Here is a 17,671-nt window from a genome sequence, read left to right on the forward strand (position 1 = left end):
CTCAAAGGCCGCGCCGTGTCAAGACGTTACCGCTATATCTATATATGTTCGAGCGAGAGCACGTTACTATCGAAAAGCATGGTCTTTAGCTTCCTTATGGCCCTGCCCTCTATCTGGCGGATACGCTCCCTTGTTACGCCGAATTTTTTACCTATATCGTCGAGGGTAAGGGGCTCTGTGCCAAAGCCAAAGCGCAGCGTTATCACTTCCCTTTCGTTACCTTCGAGCTTCCCTATCCACTCCCTTAGCCTCTTGCCGCTTACCGCTCTGCTTACCTCGGCCTCGGGGTCGAGCGCTGCGTCGTCTGCCATCTTATCAAGAAGCGTTCTGTCGTCATCGCCCGAGAGCTCTGCATCCACCGAGCTTTGCCTGACGTTCACGCTCTCTAACTTCTCTATATAATCGCGCCCTATGGCAAGAAGCTTTGAGAGCTCTTCCTTAGACGGCTCCCTGTTTGTCTTTGCCGAGAATTCAGCCCTTGTCCTGCTTATCTTGTTTATCTCTCCGTGCACGTGCACCGGCATTCTAACGACAAGGGCCTGGTTCATAAGCGCCCTGTCTACCGCCTGCCGTATCCAGTACGTCGCGTAGGTCGAGAAACGAAACTTGAGGGACGGGTCGAACTTCTCAACGGCCCTTATAAGCCCTATGTTGCCCTCTTCTATGAGGTCCTGCACGCTAAGGCCCTTGTTGGCGTAGCGCCTGGCTATGCCGATAACGAGCCTTAAGTTCGAGAGTATCATCCGCTCGCGCGCCTCTTTATCGCCCTTCTTCGCCCTGACTGCGAGCATCGATTCCTCATCCGCACTGAGAAGCGGGTACTTTCTTACGTGCCTGAAGTAAGAGAGCAGGGCATCCGGTATCGCTTGAGTGGTCGAATCGTCGTTTTCGCGTTCTTCATCGCTTGCGTAATTGTAGTGTCCCATGGCTGGCCTCCTTAAATTACCCTGCATCCCTTATTTCAAGCATCTTCTTCGCGGCGCGCTTTAAGCGCCGCGAAGAAGAACCCGGCTCCTAATACTTCGAAGAAGCGTACTTCTTAAGCCCCTTCTCATCTGGCTTCATGCCGTCAGCGCCCTTTTTCCAATCGGCAGGGCAGACCTCGCCGTGCTTCTCAACGAACTGGATGGCGTCTATGATTCTCAGTATCTCGTCCACGTTCCTTCCAAGCGGAAGGTCGTTTATGGTTATATGCTTTATGGTCTGGTCCTTGTCGAGTATGAAAACACCCCTTAGAGCGATGCCCGGCTTCTCAAGAAGCACGCCGTAGTTTCTGGCAATGCTTTTATCAAGATCGGCAACGAGCGGGAAGGCGACTTCTCCGATGCCGCCCTGATTACGCGCGGTATTTCTCCACGCATTATGCGAGAAGTGGCTGTCTACAGAGATGCCAACTACCTCTGCGCCTTTGTCCTTGAATTCCTTGATCCTGTCGCTAAGCGCGATAAGCTCGGTCGGGCACACGAAGGTGAAATCGAGCGGATAAAAGAACAGCACCGTGTACTTGCCCTTAAAATCCGTAAGCTTTAATTCCTTCATCGTTCCGTCTGCGTGAACCGCCTGCGCCGCGAACTCAGGAGCCTTGCCCTGCACTCTTGCCTCTGACATTTTGATACCCTCCTTATTAGTGTGTTTTATTTTTATGCTTCTCTATCCCTTATATACTACCTGACCTCGGGCCTCGGCGTTGAAGCAACCGAAGGCGGAAGGGCCGGCATCCTGACTACCGGATGCTCGCCTGTAAGCGCCTTTATGAAGGCTACGATATCCGCCGTCTCCTCGTCTGTAAGGTCCTTATTAAGCTGCTTCTTGCCCATTATCTTTACGGCCTCTTCAAGCGTCCATACGCTGCCGTCGTGGAAGTACGGGTACGTAAGTTCTGCGTTACGAAGGGACGCGACCCTGAAACTCTTCTTATCTGCCTCTTTCTTTGTAACGCTAAAGCGGCCCTCGTCGCTGCCGTAGTCGAAAGAAGTAAACTTTGCTCCGCCGACATTAACTCCGTTGTGGCATGCCACACAACCTTTATCGACAAAGAGCTTAAGCCCGTTCTTCTCGGCCTTCGAGAGAGCGCCGTCCTTGCCCTTAAGATACGCGTCAAAGCGCGAAGGGGTTATAAGGGTTCTCTCGAACGCGGCTATTGCGCGCGCGACGTTCTTATAATTAAGCGGCTCGGCGTCATCCGGAAACGCCTTCCTGAAAAGTTTTTTGTACTGGTCGATGGAGCCAAGCCTCTCAAGCACAAGGGCCTCGTTCGAACCCATCTCTCCCGGGTTAAGTATCGGCCCGCCTGCCTGCTCTTCTACGTCCTTTGCCCTGCCGTCCCAGAACTGCGTTCCGTTTAGGGCCGCGTTAAATACCGTAGGAGCGTTCCTTGGCCCTATCTGCCAGCCGTGGCCTATGGAGGTCGAAAGGTTATCTACGCCGCCGGTTGAGATGTTATGGCAGGAATTGCAGCTTAGAAAGCCGCTCTTCGATAGCCTAGGATCCATGAAGAGCATCTTCCCCAGTTCCTCCCTTGCGCCGTTTGACTTATCGGCCGCATTCTCGGCAATGCCGTCGGTAAGAGGCTTAAAGTGCCCCTTCACCGCGTCCTTTGCCAAAACGTCCTCTGCGCCAAAGAAAGCAAACGCCGTAACCGCTACTGCAAGTAATATATTCTTCATCATATCCCTCCCCTTTTTTTGTTTTTCTCCATGCAAGATGCGCAAACTCCGAAAAAATTGACCTGCCTTGAAGAAACCTTGAACCCCATGAGTTCGTCTTCGTTCACCTTAAGGGCATTTGAGAAATCGGCGTCAACGTCCATTATCCTGCCGCATGAGGTGCAGATGACATGGTTATGCGGCTCGCACCTGGTCTCGTAGTGGCGCCTGTCTCTGTCGATATTGACCTCGCATAAAAGCCCCTTTGTCTTGAGGGCCTCGACAGTGTTATAAACGGTTGCAAACGAAACGCTTGGGTACTTTTTCTTTATGGCCTTGAATATATCGTCCGCAGTCGGATGCTTAAGGTTGCCCTCGAGGAACTCGAGTATCGCAATGCGCTGCGGGGTCATCTTTATGCCAAGACCGCGGTATCTACCTATGTCTATCTTCATATGAGCATAGCCCTGAATTAACGTTTTTTAATAAACTAAAATGGCTTCAATTTGATATCAACTCTTATCTTAGAATTACTATAATCTACCTTGTCTCCCTTGTCAAGCTTTTTTGTGGGGGGATGGACGCAGAGCAACCATGACATATATCATTGACCAAAGCCCCTCTATTTGAGAAAATCTATCTATAGAAAAAATCGCGGTACCAAGGAGGATAGATGCTTTTTTCCATACTGCACATACTGCACGTGCTCGCTGTTATTGCATGGATAGGCGGGCTTGCCTTTATAACGATAGTGGCCCTTCCGATGGTCATAAAGATGCCGGACGCGCTCCAAAAGGTTCTTCTCTTTAGCCGCATAGAGCACAGGTTCGCGCCTCTTGCGAGGGTCTATAACGCTGTTACAGGCATCACTGGCTTTGCCATGCTCTATATGGCAGGGTGGCAAAGCATAGTGTTTACAAAAGAAGGCCTTGGGCTCCTTATCATGATGGTAATCTGGTTTTTCTGGGCAGTGATGCTATTTGGGCTCGAGCCGCTTGTCATAAGAAAGATGCTCGATAAGATGATGGCCGGGGATAAGAAAATAGATATAGAGACTATATTCTCGCGGATGAACGCGCTCCACTACGTGCTGCTCTTTGTCTCGCTCGTTGCGAGCGCTGCGGGGATAGTTTTCGCGCACAGGTATTCTTTTTAAAGGGTCCTTTCCCTGACAGCGCGCTACCCAGGCCCTCTATCTTCATGAGGGCCTTTTTTATCGAAAGCCCTCCTGAATATCCCCCAATCGAACCCTTTGCAACGACCCTGTGGCACGGTATTATTATGGGTATCGGGTTTTTGCCGCAGGCAGAACCCACTGCGCGCGCCGCACCAGCGTTACCAAGAGAGCGCGCTATGTCGCCGTAGGTCGTTACATGACCGTAAGGGATTCGAGATATCTCTTTCCAAACCGCCTTTTCAAAGGCGCTGCCAGCGGGCTTTAGCCTTAAGGAAGAGAACTTCTCGCGCTCTCCTGAAAAATATCTTTTAAGCGCCAAAGCCGCCTTCCTGGCCTCATGTTGAGCATCGGCGGCAAAACACCCCTGCGCTCCTCCAATCGAGACCTCTACAACAAAGCCGTCTTTTACAACAACGCTGACGCTGCCAACTGGCGTATCGGCAATGCTTACGGAATCCGACACTGAGCCGTCCGAAGCCTTTATCGTGCGTTTGACTGCCATAGCGCGATTATACCAGAACTACTCCAGGAAAACATCGTGCGCCGAAAAAAATGTGCGGGGATATTGGTCTTGAGAGATTAGGGCGGAAAATACCTACTGCGCAAGCGTTTCGCCGGACGGCCTGATGGAGGCCACCTCGGTTACGGTCTTTGTCGAGAGCTTTGCCACAAGCCCTGTTTTTGCCGCATTGAAGGCTGCAAGGTCGCTGTCCTTAAGCTTCTTTGCCGGCGGGCTCTTTATGCCAAGCGGATTTACGAGGGCGCCGTTGATGCGTATCTCGTAGTGCAGGTGCGGCCCCGTGGATATGCCTGTTGAGCCCACGTACCCCACGACATCGCCCTGCTCGATACGCCGGCCCTTACGAACGTCTCCGGATATCCTTGATAAATGCCCATAAGAGGTCGAGTACGCCGCGTTGTGCTTTACGACCACAACATTGCCATACCCACCCTTCCACCCCGCGTACTCAACGCGCCCGGCCCCGGCCGACTCAACAGGGGTGCCTGTTGGGGCGGCGTAATCTATGCCGTGGTGCGGCCTGAAACGTTTCAAAATTGGATGATACCGGTTACGCGAAAAATAGCTCGATACGCGGCGGTACCTTAGCGGGGACTTAAGAAGCGCCCTCGCAACACTCGTGCCATCGGCGTCGTAGTAACCGCCCTTGCCGGTTGAATCGACAAAGTAAAAGGCGGAGAATTTTTTACCGTCATTAACTATCTCAGCCGCCATCACACGTCCGGTGGAAACGTATCTCGTAAATTCCTCTGTTCCGGGCTCCCTTGCATAAACGTTTTCGTAGACAACGGAGAAGGAATCGCCGGTTCTTATATCGGTTGAGAAGTCCACGTCCCAGGCGAATATATCGGAGAGTTCCATGATGATTTTCGGATTAACTCCCGCGCCAAGCGCCGACTCATACAAAGAGCTCGATATGACGCCGCCCTTTATCTCGGTTATAACGCTGCTCTCGAGTTCCAGCATGCGCGCGCCGTATCCGGCCTCGCCCTTCTCGACCCTTACGCCGTGAAGAGAGTCATAGTAATATTCAACGCTTTTGAATTCGGCATCGAGGAACTCAGCCTTAAGCGTATCGCCTTCCTTAAGTTTACGCAAATCATAATGCTCGCCAAAACGTGCTATCACGGCCCTGGCTTCGGCATCGGATATACCAAGGCCCGTAAGAACACCAAAAAAAGTATCGCGCCTGCCGACTATCGCCTCTTTGGTGTTTACAGGCCTCAGAGGCATGTCCCTGGACAGGCGAAGCGCTTCGACACCGCTCGATATAAGCGCCGATGCCGAGGGCCCTGCGCTCATAAGCGTAAACACAAGCGCTGCAGCTGTGCCAAGCACGAATGTCATGAGGGCCCACTTTTTAAGGAATCCTTTGGAAGGAACAATCCGGCTTATTATCTTCTGCCGGTCGGTGGAGAGTCTTGAATCTTTTTTGAAGTAATAATCCATCTAAGGGGCTACCCCGGGATGTTTCTCAGGATTTTCGGACTGTTAGGGCCAATACCGCAGAGGCCATTATAAATAATACCCTGATTCCCCTGATAAGTCAAGGTGTTACGGCAAAAAAGCAAGCGGCTTTCCGTAAGGAAGACCGCCTGCAGAAACAATCATCATAAAACACCGATGACGTGTGTTACTTATGGCACGAATTACAAAGCTGCGTTTCCTCCTTACGAAGCATGTTGGAGAAATTGCCGCCATGCGCCGGGTGACAGGTCGTGCACATGATGTTGCCTGCGGCGTCATAAGGCAAATCCTTGCTCTGCGTGGTTTTTCCCCATCTGACAACGCCTATCGGATGAACAGTCTTCTTATGTATCTGACCTGCGTGACACGCTTCGCACGCCGACATATTGGCGTCAAGAAGCTTTTTAAGCCCTGGGTAATGCGGCTGGTCGCTGCTGCGCGCCTCGGACGTCTGCGTCTCGCTTAACTCCACTGTAGCCTTTGCGCGCTTATTGACCTTCCATTTAACAACCACCTTGCTCCCCGCCTTTACCACCTCAAAGCCCTTCACCGCCGGATATGCCTTTGCCTTAGTGTCATTACTTTTCTGCGAAAACGGCTTATCGACTTTGAATTTTATTATATCGGAAGCCGCGATATTGCCGAATACATCCTCCGACGACACCACCATATAATAAGTCTCCCCAGGAGAAAGCCTGTCGAGAGAGACCTTATGCCTGTTCAGATACACATTCACCTCTCCAGCATTCACTGCCAAAGTACCGAGCTTCTTCGTCTTTCCGTAATCGACCTTTGACCCGGCCGGCGTATCGGTATCCCATTCAACAACGGCGCTATAAAAAAGCCCGCTGGACACTTCGCTTATCCTCACATTCGAGATCACCGGCATTACGTTTTTATCGGAAAGAGAGCCTTCCTGCTCCCCACCCACAACATTTACCGGCTTTACCGCCGCCTGTTTGGACATGTCGTCCGTTACCCTGAACCCTATGGCATAGGAAACGCCCTTCTTCAGCTCCACTACCGCCATACCCTCCTCGGCAGGCGTCTCGACATTCATCTTTACTGGTTTGCCCTTGGGCTCTATGTGGCATACTGCGCAGGAGGTATCCGCCTTCGGATGCGGAACACTGTACTTGCTCATCTGCGTCAGCACCTTGCTGTGGCACTCAAGGCACGGATTGCCGGAAGTGCTGCCTTTAACGGCCTCGGCCTTACCTGCATCCACCTTGCCGTCTTCGGCGCCTTCTACAGGCGCTGTAACGCTAAGCTCCGTCTCGTTGACGGTGCTGTTTAAATAATTTGCTGGTATCTCTATCGGCCTTGTCGGCGCAGCCCCGGCCTTAACGCCTGTCATGTAGCCAGGCTCTATTACCACCTCGCCGGAAACAGCCGGATTGGAGCTCTTTACCGCAACCTTGCCCTCTATGCCAAGTATTCTCGTTTCCTCTCCGGTATCCTTTACTATAAAATCAGTGCCCTTTATGCCTGCAACCGCAGTAGCGGTCTCGATTCTGAAGTTCGAGTCCTTGGAACCAAAGAAGCGACTTACTATGGACCTCATCGTCCCTCTCGACATACTTATGACGGAAACACGCTCCTTCTTTGCCGGCTCAACGGCATATCCCTTCATCGTGATGGTAGAGTTCTCGGCAAGGGACAATATGGTATCGTCCTTCATCAGAAGCTTTGCCTTTGAAGACGAAGAGGTAACGACCGTGTCGCCGACAAATACCATCTCCTGCCGTTTGACCTGCACCCTTTCGCCGCCCTTGCGCTCTATTAAAACAATACCGCTCCACGACACTACCGCGCCGGCAGTGACCTTCTTGGTTGCCGCATAAACGGAGACCGCAACACAAACCACGGCAACAAGCGCAACAACTACGGCAAAAAAACCTTTTTTTGCGCCATAATAGGATTTCGTCATATCGCATTTCCTCCCTGCAAGATTGATTAAAACAAGACCGGATGCCGGCAACACTTACTGCCGACGCATTGAAAAAATTGAAAGGAATAGACCAGCTCTAGGACACATAATACCTAAAACAAACGCATTAGTCAAGGTGTAGCGCCTGCCGCAAAAAACCGGGGCCGTTTATACAAACGGCCCCGGTAAAAACCAAGCAACATCTGCCTGGCCCGCACCCTACTTATTGTGGCAGGAATCACAGAGTAACGACTCTTCGTCGCGAAGCATCTTGTCGAACTGCCCGCCATGTCCGGGATGACAGGTCGAGCACATGATATTGCCGGACGCGTCATACGGCAGCTTGGGATTTTTCTTCGCCATCACCCATCTCATGGATCCTACCGGATGACCGGTCTGTTTATGAGAACCGCCCCCGTGGCACGTATTGCAGGCATCAACGCCGACGGCCGCGCCACTTTTGAACCCGGGATAATGCGGCTTATCCTTGGTTCTCACCTCACTCTCCTTTAACTCAACGGCCACCTTCACTCTCTTATTTGCGCCCCAGCTAAGGACCGGCTTCCCTCCGGCATTAACCAGCTTAACCCCTTTTAGTTCCGGCGGCAATGCCGCATTCGGATCCTCGTCGATATTGGCAAATGGTTTTTCAACAAGGAACTTGATTGCCTGAGAAAGCACCGCCTTGCCGAAAATATCCTGAGACTCGGCAGATATATAATACGTCTCGCCGGACTTGAGCCTGTCGAGCCTTATCCTGTGACGCATAAGATAAACAGAATCTCCGGCTTGGCTTCTCACTATCGTCCCAAGCGTCTCTGTTTTGCCAAAATTCACCTTTGCCCTCGTCGGCTTATTCGTGTCCCACTCGACCACGGCCGCAAAAAACATGCCTGCCACAACCTCCGTTACCCTGAGGTTCGAAATAACCGGGGCGCTACCGTCATCAACCAAGCCAGGGGCGCCGCTGCCAGAAGCAACGACAATAGGGCCGGCCGAAGCCGTTCGCGCCACTCCATCCGTAAGCTTTATCGTTACATCATATGCGATACCATCATTAAGAGCCATGTCTATCAAGCCTCCGTCCGTAAAAATATCGGCGGACAGGACAACCGGCTTATCGAACGGCAACAAATGACATACGATGCACGATTCATCGCTCTTTGGATGCGGAATCCTGAAGGTAACCATTTTCTCCCTCACAGGAGCGTGACACTCGATACAAGATATGCTTTCTACCGTCTGGGCGCCAAACTCCTCGCCCCCTGCGGCAGATGCCGCAGCATCACTTACCTCTGTAACGCTTATATCCGTTGAGTTCAAGAGCTGATCCAGATAACCATCTGGGATATCGACCGGCTCCGTCGGCGGCTTGCCCTGGGTAACGGTAGTCATCTTCATGGTTTCCACATCGACCGTGCCTACAACATTAGGGTCGACATTCGTAACGGTAACGATCGAAGAAAGCACAAGCACCTCGGTTTCACCGTTCTCTTTAACCACCTGTAACCAGCCGGTACCCTTTGCGCCGGCGACCGCGGTCGGAGATTCGACGCTGAACTTGGAATCCGCCCCCCCGAAGAAGCGGCCCGCATAGGTTCTCAAAACTCCCCTTGTCATTTTAATGCGTGTCGTGCGCACGTTCTTCGTGCTGTCGACAGCATAACCCTCTATCTTAAAGACCGTCTTGGCGGAAAGCGCCATAACCGTATCGTCCTTCATCAAGAGCTTCGCCATCGAGCCCTCCATGGTCTCTATGGTATCGCCCTCGTACAATGTCTCCTGGCGCTCCACCTCGGCCTTGCCGCCGGCAGCGCGCTCTATATACACGCTTCCTTTCCATGAAATAACGGCTCCGGCCGACACCTTCTTTTGCGCCGAATAAGTTGCCGCAACCAGCAGGAACACGGCAAGCACCGCCAAGCCTACAACTCCTTTGAACTTCAGAAAACCTCGCGCAGATAGCGCCATCGCACGCTTCCTCCTCGTCATTTGTGTTTGCCAAACTCTTGTACAAGACCCGGTATGAATATACTCGTCCGCGCCCGGATAAAAACCATACATGCGGACCTCGCCCCGAAACCCTTCTTAAAATAACACTGCGCACCCCCGGCCCGTTCCTAGCCGCTTACCTGCGCAGGCAGTTTATTTTCCCTTTCCCTTGGCGCCGCCCTTAGTTTTCTCGTCTTCCTTATCGGTCACTGCGGTAACGCTTATCTCCGTATTAGCCATTGCCTTACTGAGCTTATCTGCGGCCGCAACCGCCGGCTCGGAGGGCGCCTTGGCCTTTTTAATTTCGGTCACAGTACCTGCCGCTGCCATTACTCCTCCGGTTATGTTTGGGTCGGAGCTTGTCACCGCCACCTTGCCCTTAAAAACAACAACGGCGGCATCGGCATCGGTACCGGTCACTGCAAAGTCGGCGCCGTTTGCCACAACTGACGACACCTCGGACCCAACAGAGACATCCGAGCTCTTGGACTCCGGCAAAGCGCTTATCACGGCGCGCACAGAGCCTTTCTTAACCTTAACAAAACAGCTACGTTCGCGCTTCTTCGTATCAACGACATAGCTTGTAACCTCGACAGTCGTCTTTGGGGCCAGCGACAACACAGAATCGTCTTTCATGAAAAGCTTCGCCCTTGCGCCGTCGGCCGTAACAACGGCATCGCCCACATACACAGTCTCCTGCCCCTTGACCTTGATTGTCTCGCTCTCGGAACGGACTATTTGAACATCCCCGGTCCAGGACACGAGCATCCCTGCTGAAACGGTTTTTTCGCCGGCAAAGGCCTGGCCAACGCCCATTGACATGACAAACACCGCCAACAAAACGGCAAAAACAACCCGCCTTAAACTCCTTGCACCAGGCATCATAACACACCTCTTCCTATTCAATTGTATTTGGGTAAATCGGGGTAAAACCTTTACTAACGCTGCTCTATACTTGTATAACGCACACCGTGGCTGCCGGTGTATTTCTGTGTAGGCCGAAAAATCCTGTTCGTTCTTAGCTGCTCGACCCAGTGCGCGAGCCATCCGCTCACGCGCCCCATCGCAAATATGGGGGTAAAAAGCTCTGACGGTATGCCTATGCCCTTAAAGAGCACGCCCGAGTAGAAATCAACGTTTGGGTATAACTTCTTATGCGAAAGCCTTTCTAGCACAACGCGCTCTATTTCCTCGGCTATCTCGAGCATCGCTGCGAGCCCCGATGCGCCTCCGGAGGAAAAAAGCCTTTTCGCGTATAATTGCATCACAAGGGCCCTCGGATCCTTTGTCTTGTATATCCGATGCCCAACGCCCATTATCTTTTCTTTTTTATCTATCTTGGTGCCTATGTAAGCGGCCGCTGCTGCTTTGTCGCCTATCGAATCGAGCATCTTTACCACTTCTTCGTTCGCGCCGCCGTGAAGCGGCCCTGAAAGAGTCCCTATTGCCGAGGACACTATCGTGTACGGATCGGCAAGGGTGGAACCGACAACGCGCGCGCTAAATGTTGAAGCGTTCATCGTATGGTCGGCGTGAAGTATCAAGACGACGTCGATGATGCGCTCGGTCAGTTCATCGGGCTCTTTCTCAAAGAGCATGTAGTAAAAATTCGCGGCAAAGCTTAAATCGTTACGCGGCGCGATAGGGGCATCGCCGTGCCTTAGTCTGTGGCACGCGGCAACTATCGTCGGCATCTTGGCGATTAGCCTTACAATCGACCAATAGCGCGTTTCCTCGTTTAGCACGTCCCTTGCCGGGTAATACATACCCATGGCCGAGGTAACGGCCTGAAGATACTCCATGGGGTGCCCGTTCTCAGGCAGACACTCCATCATACGCTGAATCTTCAGCTTAAGCCGCGTATGCACGCGTATGTCGCTTGTAAATCTGTCGAGTTCTGCCCGTGCGGGCAGCTTGCCAAAAACCAGAAGATATGACGTTTCAAGGAACGTGCTCTTCTCGGCAAGCTCCTCTATGGGTATGCCTCGGTACTCGAGTATCCCTTTGTCGCCGTCTATGAAGCTTACGGCAGACTCGGCTGCTGGTATGCCCTCAAGCCCTGGCACGACATCCATAAGAAGTTCTTCCATAACATTACACTCTCACAAATAACCAACCCAAAAACTGAACTTTCAGGATGTGTAGGATGTATTTATTCTAATTTTCTGGTCACCAAAAGTCAAGCGCTTACTACAACCACCAGTTAAAACCTGCGCATAAGGCCATTGACAGGGGCGCCATGCTCGCATATCATAAGGTGGCGTAAATAACCGTCCGCATAAAAACCGTCCGGAGACGACACCAGGCAATGCGTAGCATAATAGCAACCACCATACTTATCGCAGCAATCTTAACCCCGCTTGGTTCCTTTGCAAAAGACGAAGCTACAAAAGGCCGCATCACAGTAAAGGCCGGCACAGCCTCCCCTGCCGGATTCATGCAGACCCCAAACGGCGGTAAGGACGCCTCCGCAAGCCTTAAGCGGCCGACAATACGCGAGTTCGGGGTAAAAAACAGCATCCCGGTCTACGAGATATCCGCCCAAACAACGCTCGCCCCGTACTCCGTGTACGCAAGGGCAGAGCTTATACGCATACAAAGCTGGCACGTGCTTGAGAGCGATTTGGAGTGCAGGATATACTTTGCCGCAGGCAAGCGTATCAGGACGCATCTTCTGTTCGACACCTACGGTCTCGGCGTAAAACGCGACTTCGAACTTTTCACCCCAAAGGCAGAGGTTACACTCCTTAGCTACTCGATAAAGCTCGAATCCGACGGCTGGATGGAGTTCGCGCGCCGCTCATACACCAAGGCAGCCCTTAGGGTAGGCGCTGAAAAACGCTTCAATGCCCCGGGCGGCGAACTCTACATCGACCTCATGGGCTCGGTGCCTCTACCCTACACTCCCAACATCACGGAAGCCTCAGTTGGCTATGATATGCACTTTTTCGAAAAATCGCTTACAGCGGGCATAGCGGCCAAGTACCAACTCTCCGAGTACGAAGACAAGCAGCCCATAGCAAACCATGTAAAGCTCGAGCTCAAAAAAGCAGTTTTTCTTTCTCTCGGGTATTCGTTCTAAGAGCTTGACCACGCCGTTTTAAGCAATATACTTTAATAAAGAAAGGAGGCTGTCTATGAAAAAAATCCTTATCACCCTTGCGCCCGGGTTCGAGGAAATCGAGGCGCTAGCAACAGCCGACATACTTAGAAGGGCCTCTGCCAATGTAACACTCGCGTCCACTGTAAGCGGCCCGGTAGAAGGAAGAAACGGCATCAAGGTGCTTGCCGATACCACCCTCGATGAAGCGGCAAAACACGACTATGACATTATAATACTTCCGGGCGGCGCAAAGGGCACGGAGAATTTGAAGGCAGACAAGCGCGTAAAAGAACTCATAACGAAACAGGCGGCATCCGGAAAACTCCTTGCCGCAATATGCGCGGCACCTACTATACTCTCGGCAGCAGGGCTGCTAAAGGGCCGCAAGGTCACATCGCACCCATCTGTAAGAAAATCGCTCGATGCCGCTAAAGTTACAGATGACAGGGTCGTTATAGACTCCAACATAATAACCAGCCAGGGCCCCGGAACAACGCTCGAGTTCGCGTTCGCTCTCGTTGAGATACTCTACGGCAAGGAAAAGGCTACGGAAGTAAACTCAGGGGTTCTGGCAAGGCTCTGACATATTCCACAAAAAAACGGGCGCAGCATGCGCCGCGCCCGGATGATACCGCCTTAACGGCCTACACCTTTTCGCCGCTAAAAAACGCCCAGTACCCGGCAGCCAGGCCCCAGACCGCGTTAAATGCAAGAACAAACGCGGGGGTCGTGTACCCGAGCTCTATTCCCAGAACCCCCTTGTCCATGACAAACGGATACACGTAGAAAAGCTGCAAGGCCGATGGCACCACACTCACGATAAGGCCTTTTCTAAGAGTGCTCCAGTCTTTCGGAAAAGGAAGGAAAAAGAGCATGGCCCACACCCCGCCCCATACTATCTTTGGCAGGAGATACGCCTCGCTAAGCTTGGACGACACCTTATAGCCGAATGCGAGCTTTGTATCCCCCATTCCGGCTGCCCAGAAAAGCAGCGCGTTTACAAGGCCGCCTACTGCGCCTGCGGCAAAGAATACGGATATACGCTTAAGCATGAAAGAACCTCCGTTTTGAGCTGATATTCAATCCTTAAAAAGTATATATCAACACAGCGCCGCCTGCAACAGCAATAAAAATATGGTGTTTGGCAATAATTACGGTATATAATAATTCGACTGAAAACTATCACTCTGCCAACAGACCAATGGAAATAAAAGCAGCCATAATAGGCCCGGGCAGGCAGCATAACGGCACCGGAGAGTACGTCGCGAAGTACCTTCGCTCACTTGGCGTAGAGGTAACGGACATTGCCGCAACTTCGGCTGCGAGCGCGAAGGCGCACGCGATAGCCCTACGAGACAAATATGGCATCGAAGCAGCGGCGCACGCGAACACAGAAGAGCTGTTTAAGAACGGCTCATTCAACGCCGTTGCCATATGCACGCCTACCGAGGCGCATGAAAAGGACATACTTCTCGCGCTAAAGCACAATAAGCACGTGTTCTCGGAAAAGCCCCTTATCTGGGGCAAGAACATGGCGCCGAGGGCGGCCGAAATAGTCAAAAATTTCTATTCATCTTCCCTTGTTTTGCATTATAATGTTCAATGGACATACGCGCTTAAATATTATGACAGGCTATACGGCAAGATAGCGCCAAAGGACGTTCTCTCGCTCGAGGTTAATCTTTCGCCGTCTAAGCCCGACGCCAAGTTCATGATAAAGGAAGCGGCGCCGCACGCAAACAGCATTGCCCTGGCCCTTGGGCTAAAGGGTGCGGACAGCCTCAAGATAAGCGGCAAAAATAACGGGATGGAGATTTCCTTTAAAACAAAGAACCAGGGCGGCAGGGATACAGACGTAAGATACGTCTTTAAATGCAAAGAAACGCAGCCGCGGCCCGCGTCCTTTACGATAAACAACAATACCGTAAGGCGCGAAGTAGACATGCACGGGTATAAGACGTTTTTCTGCTCTGACACGGAAAGAATAGAAATACCCGACCTGCTCCTCGACTCTGTAAGCGATTTTATCAAAAAGGTCAGGGACGCCAAAAACGGCAAAGTGGAAGAAGAAACCGCGATAACGGAAAACATGCGGCTCCTGGAAAAAATTTACGAGGCATATTGTGCAAAGGCATAGCATACACAGGTTCGCGGACAAACTCAGGCAGGATAAGGTATTCGCCTACACAAAGCGGAACATCGAGGCCGTAAAAAACGAAGGCCACGGCTCCATTGGCTCGCTCTTTTCATCGGAGAACGGCCGCCTGTGCTCTCCTGTGTCGATCAATATAGACCTGACACTTGCATGCAACTATAGATGCCCGCACTGCATAGATAAGCGCATAATAAACACATCGAAACAGATACCATTCGAGAATATCGTCTCTACCCTTACCACCCTAAGGCTTGCCGGGCTTAGAACGGTCATCATAATCGGCGGCGGAGAGCCAACACTCCATACGCGCTTTAGCGACGTTGTAAAGACAGCCAAGCTTCTCGGGCTTCGCATAGCGATAGTAACCAACGGCAGCAACCACGAGAAAATACTAGCCGTTGCCGGATACCTTAAAAAAGGCGACTGGGTAAGGCTCTCGCTCGATTCGGGCACCGAGGAAACATTTAACGCGCTCCATAAGCCACTAAAGAAGACGACCTTAGAAAGCGCGTGCCAGGGCGCTTCTCTTATCAAAAAAGCCAACCCCGAGGTCCAACTCGGCTTCTCGTTCGTGGTCATCACGCCGGAAACCATCGAATTCGACTCCTCGCTAACGGTAAACTACAAAGAGCTCGAGGCCGCAGCATCTATCGCCAAAAAGCACGGCTTCGACTACATATCGTTTAAGCCCTACCTTGTCCGCGACAAGGAAGGAAAGGAAACCATCCCCTACTTCACCGATAAAAAAAGCAGGGAAGTAAGCACAGTTGACGTGCTTAAAAAGTGCTTTAAGGCGGCCGAGAGGCACAAAGGAAAATCCTTCCAGGTAATAGCAAGCGTAAACCTCCTTAACATGCTCGATAAGGACAAATTGAATCTGCAGCCCAGGATGTGCCGCATGCAGGCATTCAGGCAGATAGTAACGCCGCTTGGCATATACGGCTGCCCGGCATACAGGGGCGACGACGTAAACATAATAGAAAATAAAGACGGCTACACAAGTGTCGGGAAGCTCATAAAGACAAGCAAAAAAACGGCCGCAATGATAAGGAACTTCGACGCATCGAAGGAATGCAGGCACATCGAGTGCATATACAACTCGACGAACTGGTGGCTCGAGGCCATGGACAAGGGCACGGCAAAAGGAAAAGAGGCCGCCCCCATCGCCTATACCCAGGACATATTCCTTTAGAAAGGGATTTTACAAATGACGGAAAAAACCGACGACCTTCCTCTAAAACTCGCAGCTGCGTGGATAACCGAGTACGTTGAACTAAGAAAGAATTCCGAGGAAACCGCGAGGCTTCTAAAAGAACGCGCAGACGACTTCGAGACCATACCGGTCCCCAGATCCCTTATACGCGAACTTTGCATAGAGCACGGCATAAAGGAAGACCTCCCGGTCCCGGTGCCGGAGACAAAGAGGGCTGCCATGGAAGCGCTCGTAATAAAGCTCGGATCGTACCTTGAAAAAGGAGACTCATTGGGCATACAGCGGCTCCTTACGAAGGACTATAAGGACGCAAACGGCAGAACAGCCTCTGAGATAAAAAAGGCTTTCGCGGATTTCTTCAAATCAACGGCAAAGAGACGCTTTATTCCGGTAGAAACGCACATCGAGAGCGCAAGGCAGGGAAGCTATACGGTAATTGTGCGCGGAGCATGGGAGGCTGCTGCAAAAGGGGAAAACAACGGCCCAACGCGCGAGTTCTTCACGCTCGTGCTTACCCTAAAAGACCAGAAAACAGGCGGCCCAAAAGTAAGCGACATCAAGAATGGCTTCTAAAAAAACCTTCCTCACACAGGGTCTATGTGTATGAAGGCCTTTTCTATGAACGGCAGCTTATGGAGCTCCCGTTCGGTATTTTTCCCTATGGCATGAGAGTCCAGGGTCGAGAGCGCCTTATCCACCTCTATATGCACCTCGACATGTATAAAATGCCCGACGTAATGCGCCCTCACGGTGTTTATGTCGCGAACGCCGCCAACACTCCTTGCAGCAGTCCTTATATCGCTTAACATCTCGGGTGGCGGGGCCTTGCCCATCAGATAATCTATATTCTCCATGCCGATTCTATAACCGGTAATAAGTATCCATATACTTATGACAAGCCCTGCCGCAGGGTCAAGCCACCAGTAGCCCTGCCACGCTCCTACAACACCGATTAACGCGGCCACTGCCACGAACACGTCGCAGAGCGAATCCACTCCGCTTGCGGCTATGGCAGGGCTTCTAACTTCCCTGCCGACCTTACGAAAATACCAGCTCATCGCGCCCTTGGCAACTATGGTCAGAAGCGGCACAAAAAGCGCAAAGGCCCCGACAACTGCCTTCTCCTGGTGCACTATCTTGTCTATCGAGGTCCTTATTATCTCGAACCCGAGTATGCCCGCGAATATGGCAACGACAAGCCCAGCTATGGGCTCGGCGCGTTTGTGGCCGAATGGGTGGCCTTCGTCAGCCTCCTTATCGGATATACGCACGCAGATGAATATTGCTATTGACGATACGGTATCTGTAAGGGAGTTGAATGCCTCGGATAAGAGCGCGACACTTCCCGAGAGAAGAGCGGCAGCGAGCTTTACGGCAAAGAGAGCGGCATTGGCGCCTATGTTGACAATCGTTGCCCAGAATGCCGCGGGGTTCATCTTCTTGGGTACTTTGGCTGTTTGTTCCACTGC

At 51.9% G+C, this 17,671-nt stretch carries 18 protein-coding genes; 6 read left to right on the plus strand and 12 right to left on the minus strand.

What is annotated here, in order from left to right; translation table 11 throughout:
• Positions 1–38 precede the first annotated feature (38 nt).
• The 4 genes from OEV59_02375 to OEV59_02390 form a co-directional block, all read right to left on the minus strand.
• Positions 39–926 (minus strand): sigma-70 family RNA polymerase sigma factor, encoded by an 888-nt coding sequence (locus OEV59_02375; GenBank protein MDH4226589.1) that lies wholly within the window; start codon positions 924–926, stop codon positions 39–41.
• Positions 927–1,014: 88 nt separating this feature from the next.
• Positions 1,015–1,608 (minus strand): peroxiredoxin, encoded by a 594-nt coding sequence (locus OEV59_02380; protein ID MDH4226590.1) that lies wholly within the window; start codon positions 1,606–1,608, stop codon positions 1,015–1,017.
• Between the two features lie 56 nt (positions 1,609–1,664).
• The gene (locus OEV59_02385; GenBank protein MDH4226591.1) at positions 1,665–2,669 is read right to left on the minus strand and encodes a cytochrome-c peroxidase; all 1,005 of its coding nucleotides are present in this window, start codon (positions 2,667–2,669) and stop codon (positions 1,665–1,667) included.
• Entirely contained in the window at positions 2,666–3,100 is a 435-nt protein-coding gene (locus tag OEV59_02390) for a transcriptional repressor (protein ID MDH4226592.1), read from the minus strand. Before OEV59_02390 ends, OEV59_02385 begins: the two co-directional genes overlap by 4 nt.
• Before the next feature lie 218 nt (positions 3,101–3,318).
• On the opposite strand from OEV59_02390, the gene OEV59_02395 reads away from it, so the two are divergent.
• Positions 3,319–3,801: a hypothetical protein gene (locus OEV59_02395; GenBank protein MDH4226593.1), complete on the plus strand. Its 483-nt coding sequence runs from the start codon at positions 3,319–3,321 to the stop codon at positions 3,799–3,801.
• Here OEV59_02395 and OEV59_02400 read toward each other — a convergent pair.
• From OEV59_02400 to OEV59_02425, 6 genes are all read right to left on the minus strand, one after another.
• The gene (locus tag OEV59_02400) at positions 3,701–4,324 is read right to left on the minus strand and encodes a methylated-DNA--[protein]-cysteine S-methyltransferase (GenBank protein MDH4226594.1); all 624 of its coding nucleotides are present in this window, start codon (positions 4,322–4,324) and stop codon (positions 3,701–3,703) included. The genes OEV59_02395 and OEV59_02400 overlap by 101 nt on opposite strands.
• A gap of 93 nt (positions 4,325–4,417) precedes the next feature.
• Complete coding sequence (locus tag OEV59_02405) at positions 4,418–5,791, minus strand: peptidoglycan DD-metalloendopeptidase family protein (protein ID MDH4226595.1); 1,374 nt, start codon at positions 5,789–5,791, stop codon at positions 4,418–4,420.
• Positions 5,792–5,975: 184 nt separating this feature from the next.
• Positions 5,976–7,739, minus strand: a complete 1,764-nt coding sequence (locus OEV59_02410; GenBank protein ID MDH4226596.1) for a FecR domain-containing protein — start codon at positions 7,737–7,739, stop codon at positions 5,976–5,978.
• Positions 7,740–7,958: 219 nt separating this feature from the next.
• The gene (locus OEV59_02415) at positions 7,959–9,710 is read right to left on the minus strand and encodes a FecR domain-containing protein (protein MDH4226597.1); all 1,752 of its coding nucleotides are present in this window, start codon (positions 9,708–9,710) and stop codon (positions 7,959–7,961) included.
• Between the two features lie 174 nt (positions 9,711–9,884).
• A complete protein-coding gene (locus tag OEV59_02420; GenBank protein ID MDH4226598.1) occupies positions 9,885–10,553 on the minus strand; it encodes a FecR family protein in 669 nt (222 codons plus the stop codon).
• 116 nt (positions 10,554–10,669) lie between these two features.
• Positions 10,670–11,821, minus strand: coding sequence for a citrate synthase (locus OEV59_02425; GenBank protein MDH4226599.1), 1,152 nt, complete (start codon positions 11,819–11,821; stop codon positions 10,670–10,672).
• 218 nt (positions 11,822–12,039) lie between these two features.
• On the opposite strand from OEV59_02425, the gene OEV59_02430 reads away from it, so the two are divergent.
• Both OEV59_02430 and OEV59_02435 read left to right on the plus strand, forming a co-directional pair.
• A complete protein-coding gene (locus OEV59_02430) occupies positions 12,040–12,813 on the plus strand; it encodes a hypothetical protein (GenBank protein MDH4226600.1) in 774 nt (257 codons plus the stop codon).
• A 55-nt stretch (positions 12,814–12,868) separates the two neighbouring features.
• Positions 12,869–13,417, plus strand: coding sequence for a DJ-1/PfpI family protein (locus tag OEV59_02435; protein MDH4226601.1), 549 nt, complete (start codon positions 12,869–12,871; stop codon positions 13,415–13,417).
• Between the two features lie 61 nt (positions 13,418–13,478).
• Here the strand turns inward: OEV59_02435 and OEV59_02440 are convergent, their stop codons facing one another.
• The gene (locus OEV59_02440) at positions 13,479–13,886 is read right to left on the minus strand and encodes a hypothetical protein (protein ID MDH4226602.1); all 408 of its coding nucleotides are present in this window, start codon (positions 13,884–13,886) and stop codon (positions 13,479–13,481) included.
• Positions 13,887–14,035: 149 nt separating this feature from the next.
• On the opposite strand from OEV59_02440, the gene OEV59_02445 reads away from it, so the two are divergent.
• From OEV59_02445 to OEV59_02455, 3 genes are read left to right on the plus strand one after another with little or no spacing between them, the layout of a single operon-like run.
• Entirely contained in the window at positions 14,036–14,971 is a 936-nt protein-coding gene (locus tag OEV59_02445) for a Gfo/Idh/MocA family oxidoreductase (GenBank protein MDH4226603.1), read from the plus strand.
• Complete coding sequence (locus tag OEV59_02450) at positions 14,958–16,181, plus strand: radical SAM protein (GenBank protein MDH4226604.1); 1,224 nt, start codon at positions 14,958–14,960, stop codon at positions 16,179–16,181. Before OEV59_02445 ends, OEV59_02450 begins: the two co-directional genes overlap by 14 nt.
• Positions 16,182–16,196: 15 nt before the next feature.
• Positions 16,197–16,775 carry a hypothetical protein gene (locus tag OEV59_02455; GenBank protein ID MDH4226605.1) on the plus strand — a complete coding sequence of 193 codons (579 nt, stop codon included), beginning with the start codon at positions 16,197–16,199 and terminating at the stop codon, positions 16,773–16,775.
• Between the two features lie 11 nt (positions 16,776–16,786).
• Here the strand turns inward: OEV59_02455 and OEV59_02460 are convergent, their stop codons facing one another.
• Positions 16,787–17,668, minus strand: a complete 882-nt coding sequence (locus OEV59_02460) for a cation diffusion facilitator family transporter (protein ID MDH4226606.1) — start codon at positions 17,666–17,668, stop codon at positions 16,787–16,789.
• Between the last annotated feature and the right edge of the window lie 3 nt (positions 17,669–17,671).

It is taken from the genome of Deltaproteobacteria bacterium (assembly GCA_029858205.1).
GTDB lineage: Bacteria > Desulfobacterota > GWC2-55-46 > GWC2-55-46 > DRQE01 > JAOUFM01.

Excerpts from the sequence above, each read along its gene's own strand:
- OEV59_02375 (MDH4226589.1), bottom strand. The coding sequence starts at position 926 with ATGGGACACTACAATTACGCAAGCGATGAAGAACGCGAAAACGACGAT.
- OEV59_02380 (MDH4226590.1), bottom strand. The coding sequence starts at position 1,608 with ATGTCAGAGGCAAGAGTGCAGGGCAAGGCTCCTGAGTTCGCGGCGCAG.
- OEV59_02385 (MDH4226591.1), bottom strand. The coding sequence starts at position 2,669 with ATGATGAAGAATATATTACTTGCAGTAGCGGTTACGGCGTTTGCTTTC.
- OEV59_02390 (MDH4226592.1), bottom strand. The coding sequence starts at position 3,100 with ATGAAGATAGACATAGGTAGATACCGCGGTCTTGGCATAAAGATGACC.
- OEV59_02395 (MDH4226593.1), top strand. The coding sequence starts at position 3,319 with ATGCTTTTTTCCATACTGCACATACTGCACGTGCTCGCTGTTATTGCA.
- OEV59_02400 (MDH4226594.1), bottom strand. The coding sequence starts at position 4,324 with ATGGCAGTCAAACGCACGATAAAGGCTTCGGACGGCTCAGTGTCGGAT.
- OEV59_02405 (MDH4226595.1), bottom strand. The coding sequence starts at position 5,791 with ATGGATTATTACTTCAAAAAAGATTCAAGACTCTCCACCGACCGGCAG.
- OEV59_02410 (MDH4226596.1), bottom strand. The coding sequence starts at position 7,739 with ATGACGAAATCCTATTATGGCGCAAAAAAAGGTTTTTTTGCCGTAGTT.
- OEV59_02415 (MDH4226597.1), bottom strand. The coding sequence starts at position 9,710 with ATGGCGCTATCTGCGCGAGGTTTTCTGAAGTTCAAAGGAGTTGTAGGC.
- OEV59_02420 (MDH4226598.1), bottom strand. The coding sequence starts at position 10,553 with ATGTCAATGGGCGTTGGCCAGGCCTTTGCCGGCGAAAAAACCGTTTCA.
- OEV59_02425 (MDH4226599.1), bottom strand. The coding sequence starts at position 11,821 with ATGGAAGAACTTCTTATGGATGTCGTGCCAGGGCTTGAGGGCATACCA.
- OEV59_02430 (MDH4226600.1), top strand. The coding sequence starts at position 12,040 with ATGCGTAGCATAATAGCAACCACCATACTTATCGCAGCAATCTTAACC.
- OEV59_02435 (MDH4226601.1), top strand. The coding sequence starts at position 12,869 with ATGAAAAAAATCCTTATCACCCTTGCGCCCGGGTTCGAGGAAATCGAG.
- OEV59_02440 (MDH4226602.1), bottom strand. The coding sequence starts at position 13,886 with ATGCTTAAGCGTATATCCGTATTCTTTGCCGCAGGCGCAGTAGGCGGC.
- OEV59_02445 (MDH4226603.1), top strand. The coding sequence starts at position 14,036 with ATGGAAATAAAAGCAGCCATAATAGGCCCGGGCAGGCAGCATAACGGC.
- OEV59_02455 (MDH4226605.1), top strand. The coding sequence starts at position 16,197 with ATGACGGAAAAAACCGACGACCTTCCTCTAAAACTCGCAGCTGCGTGG.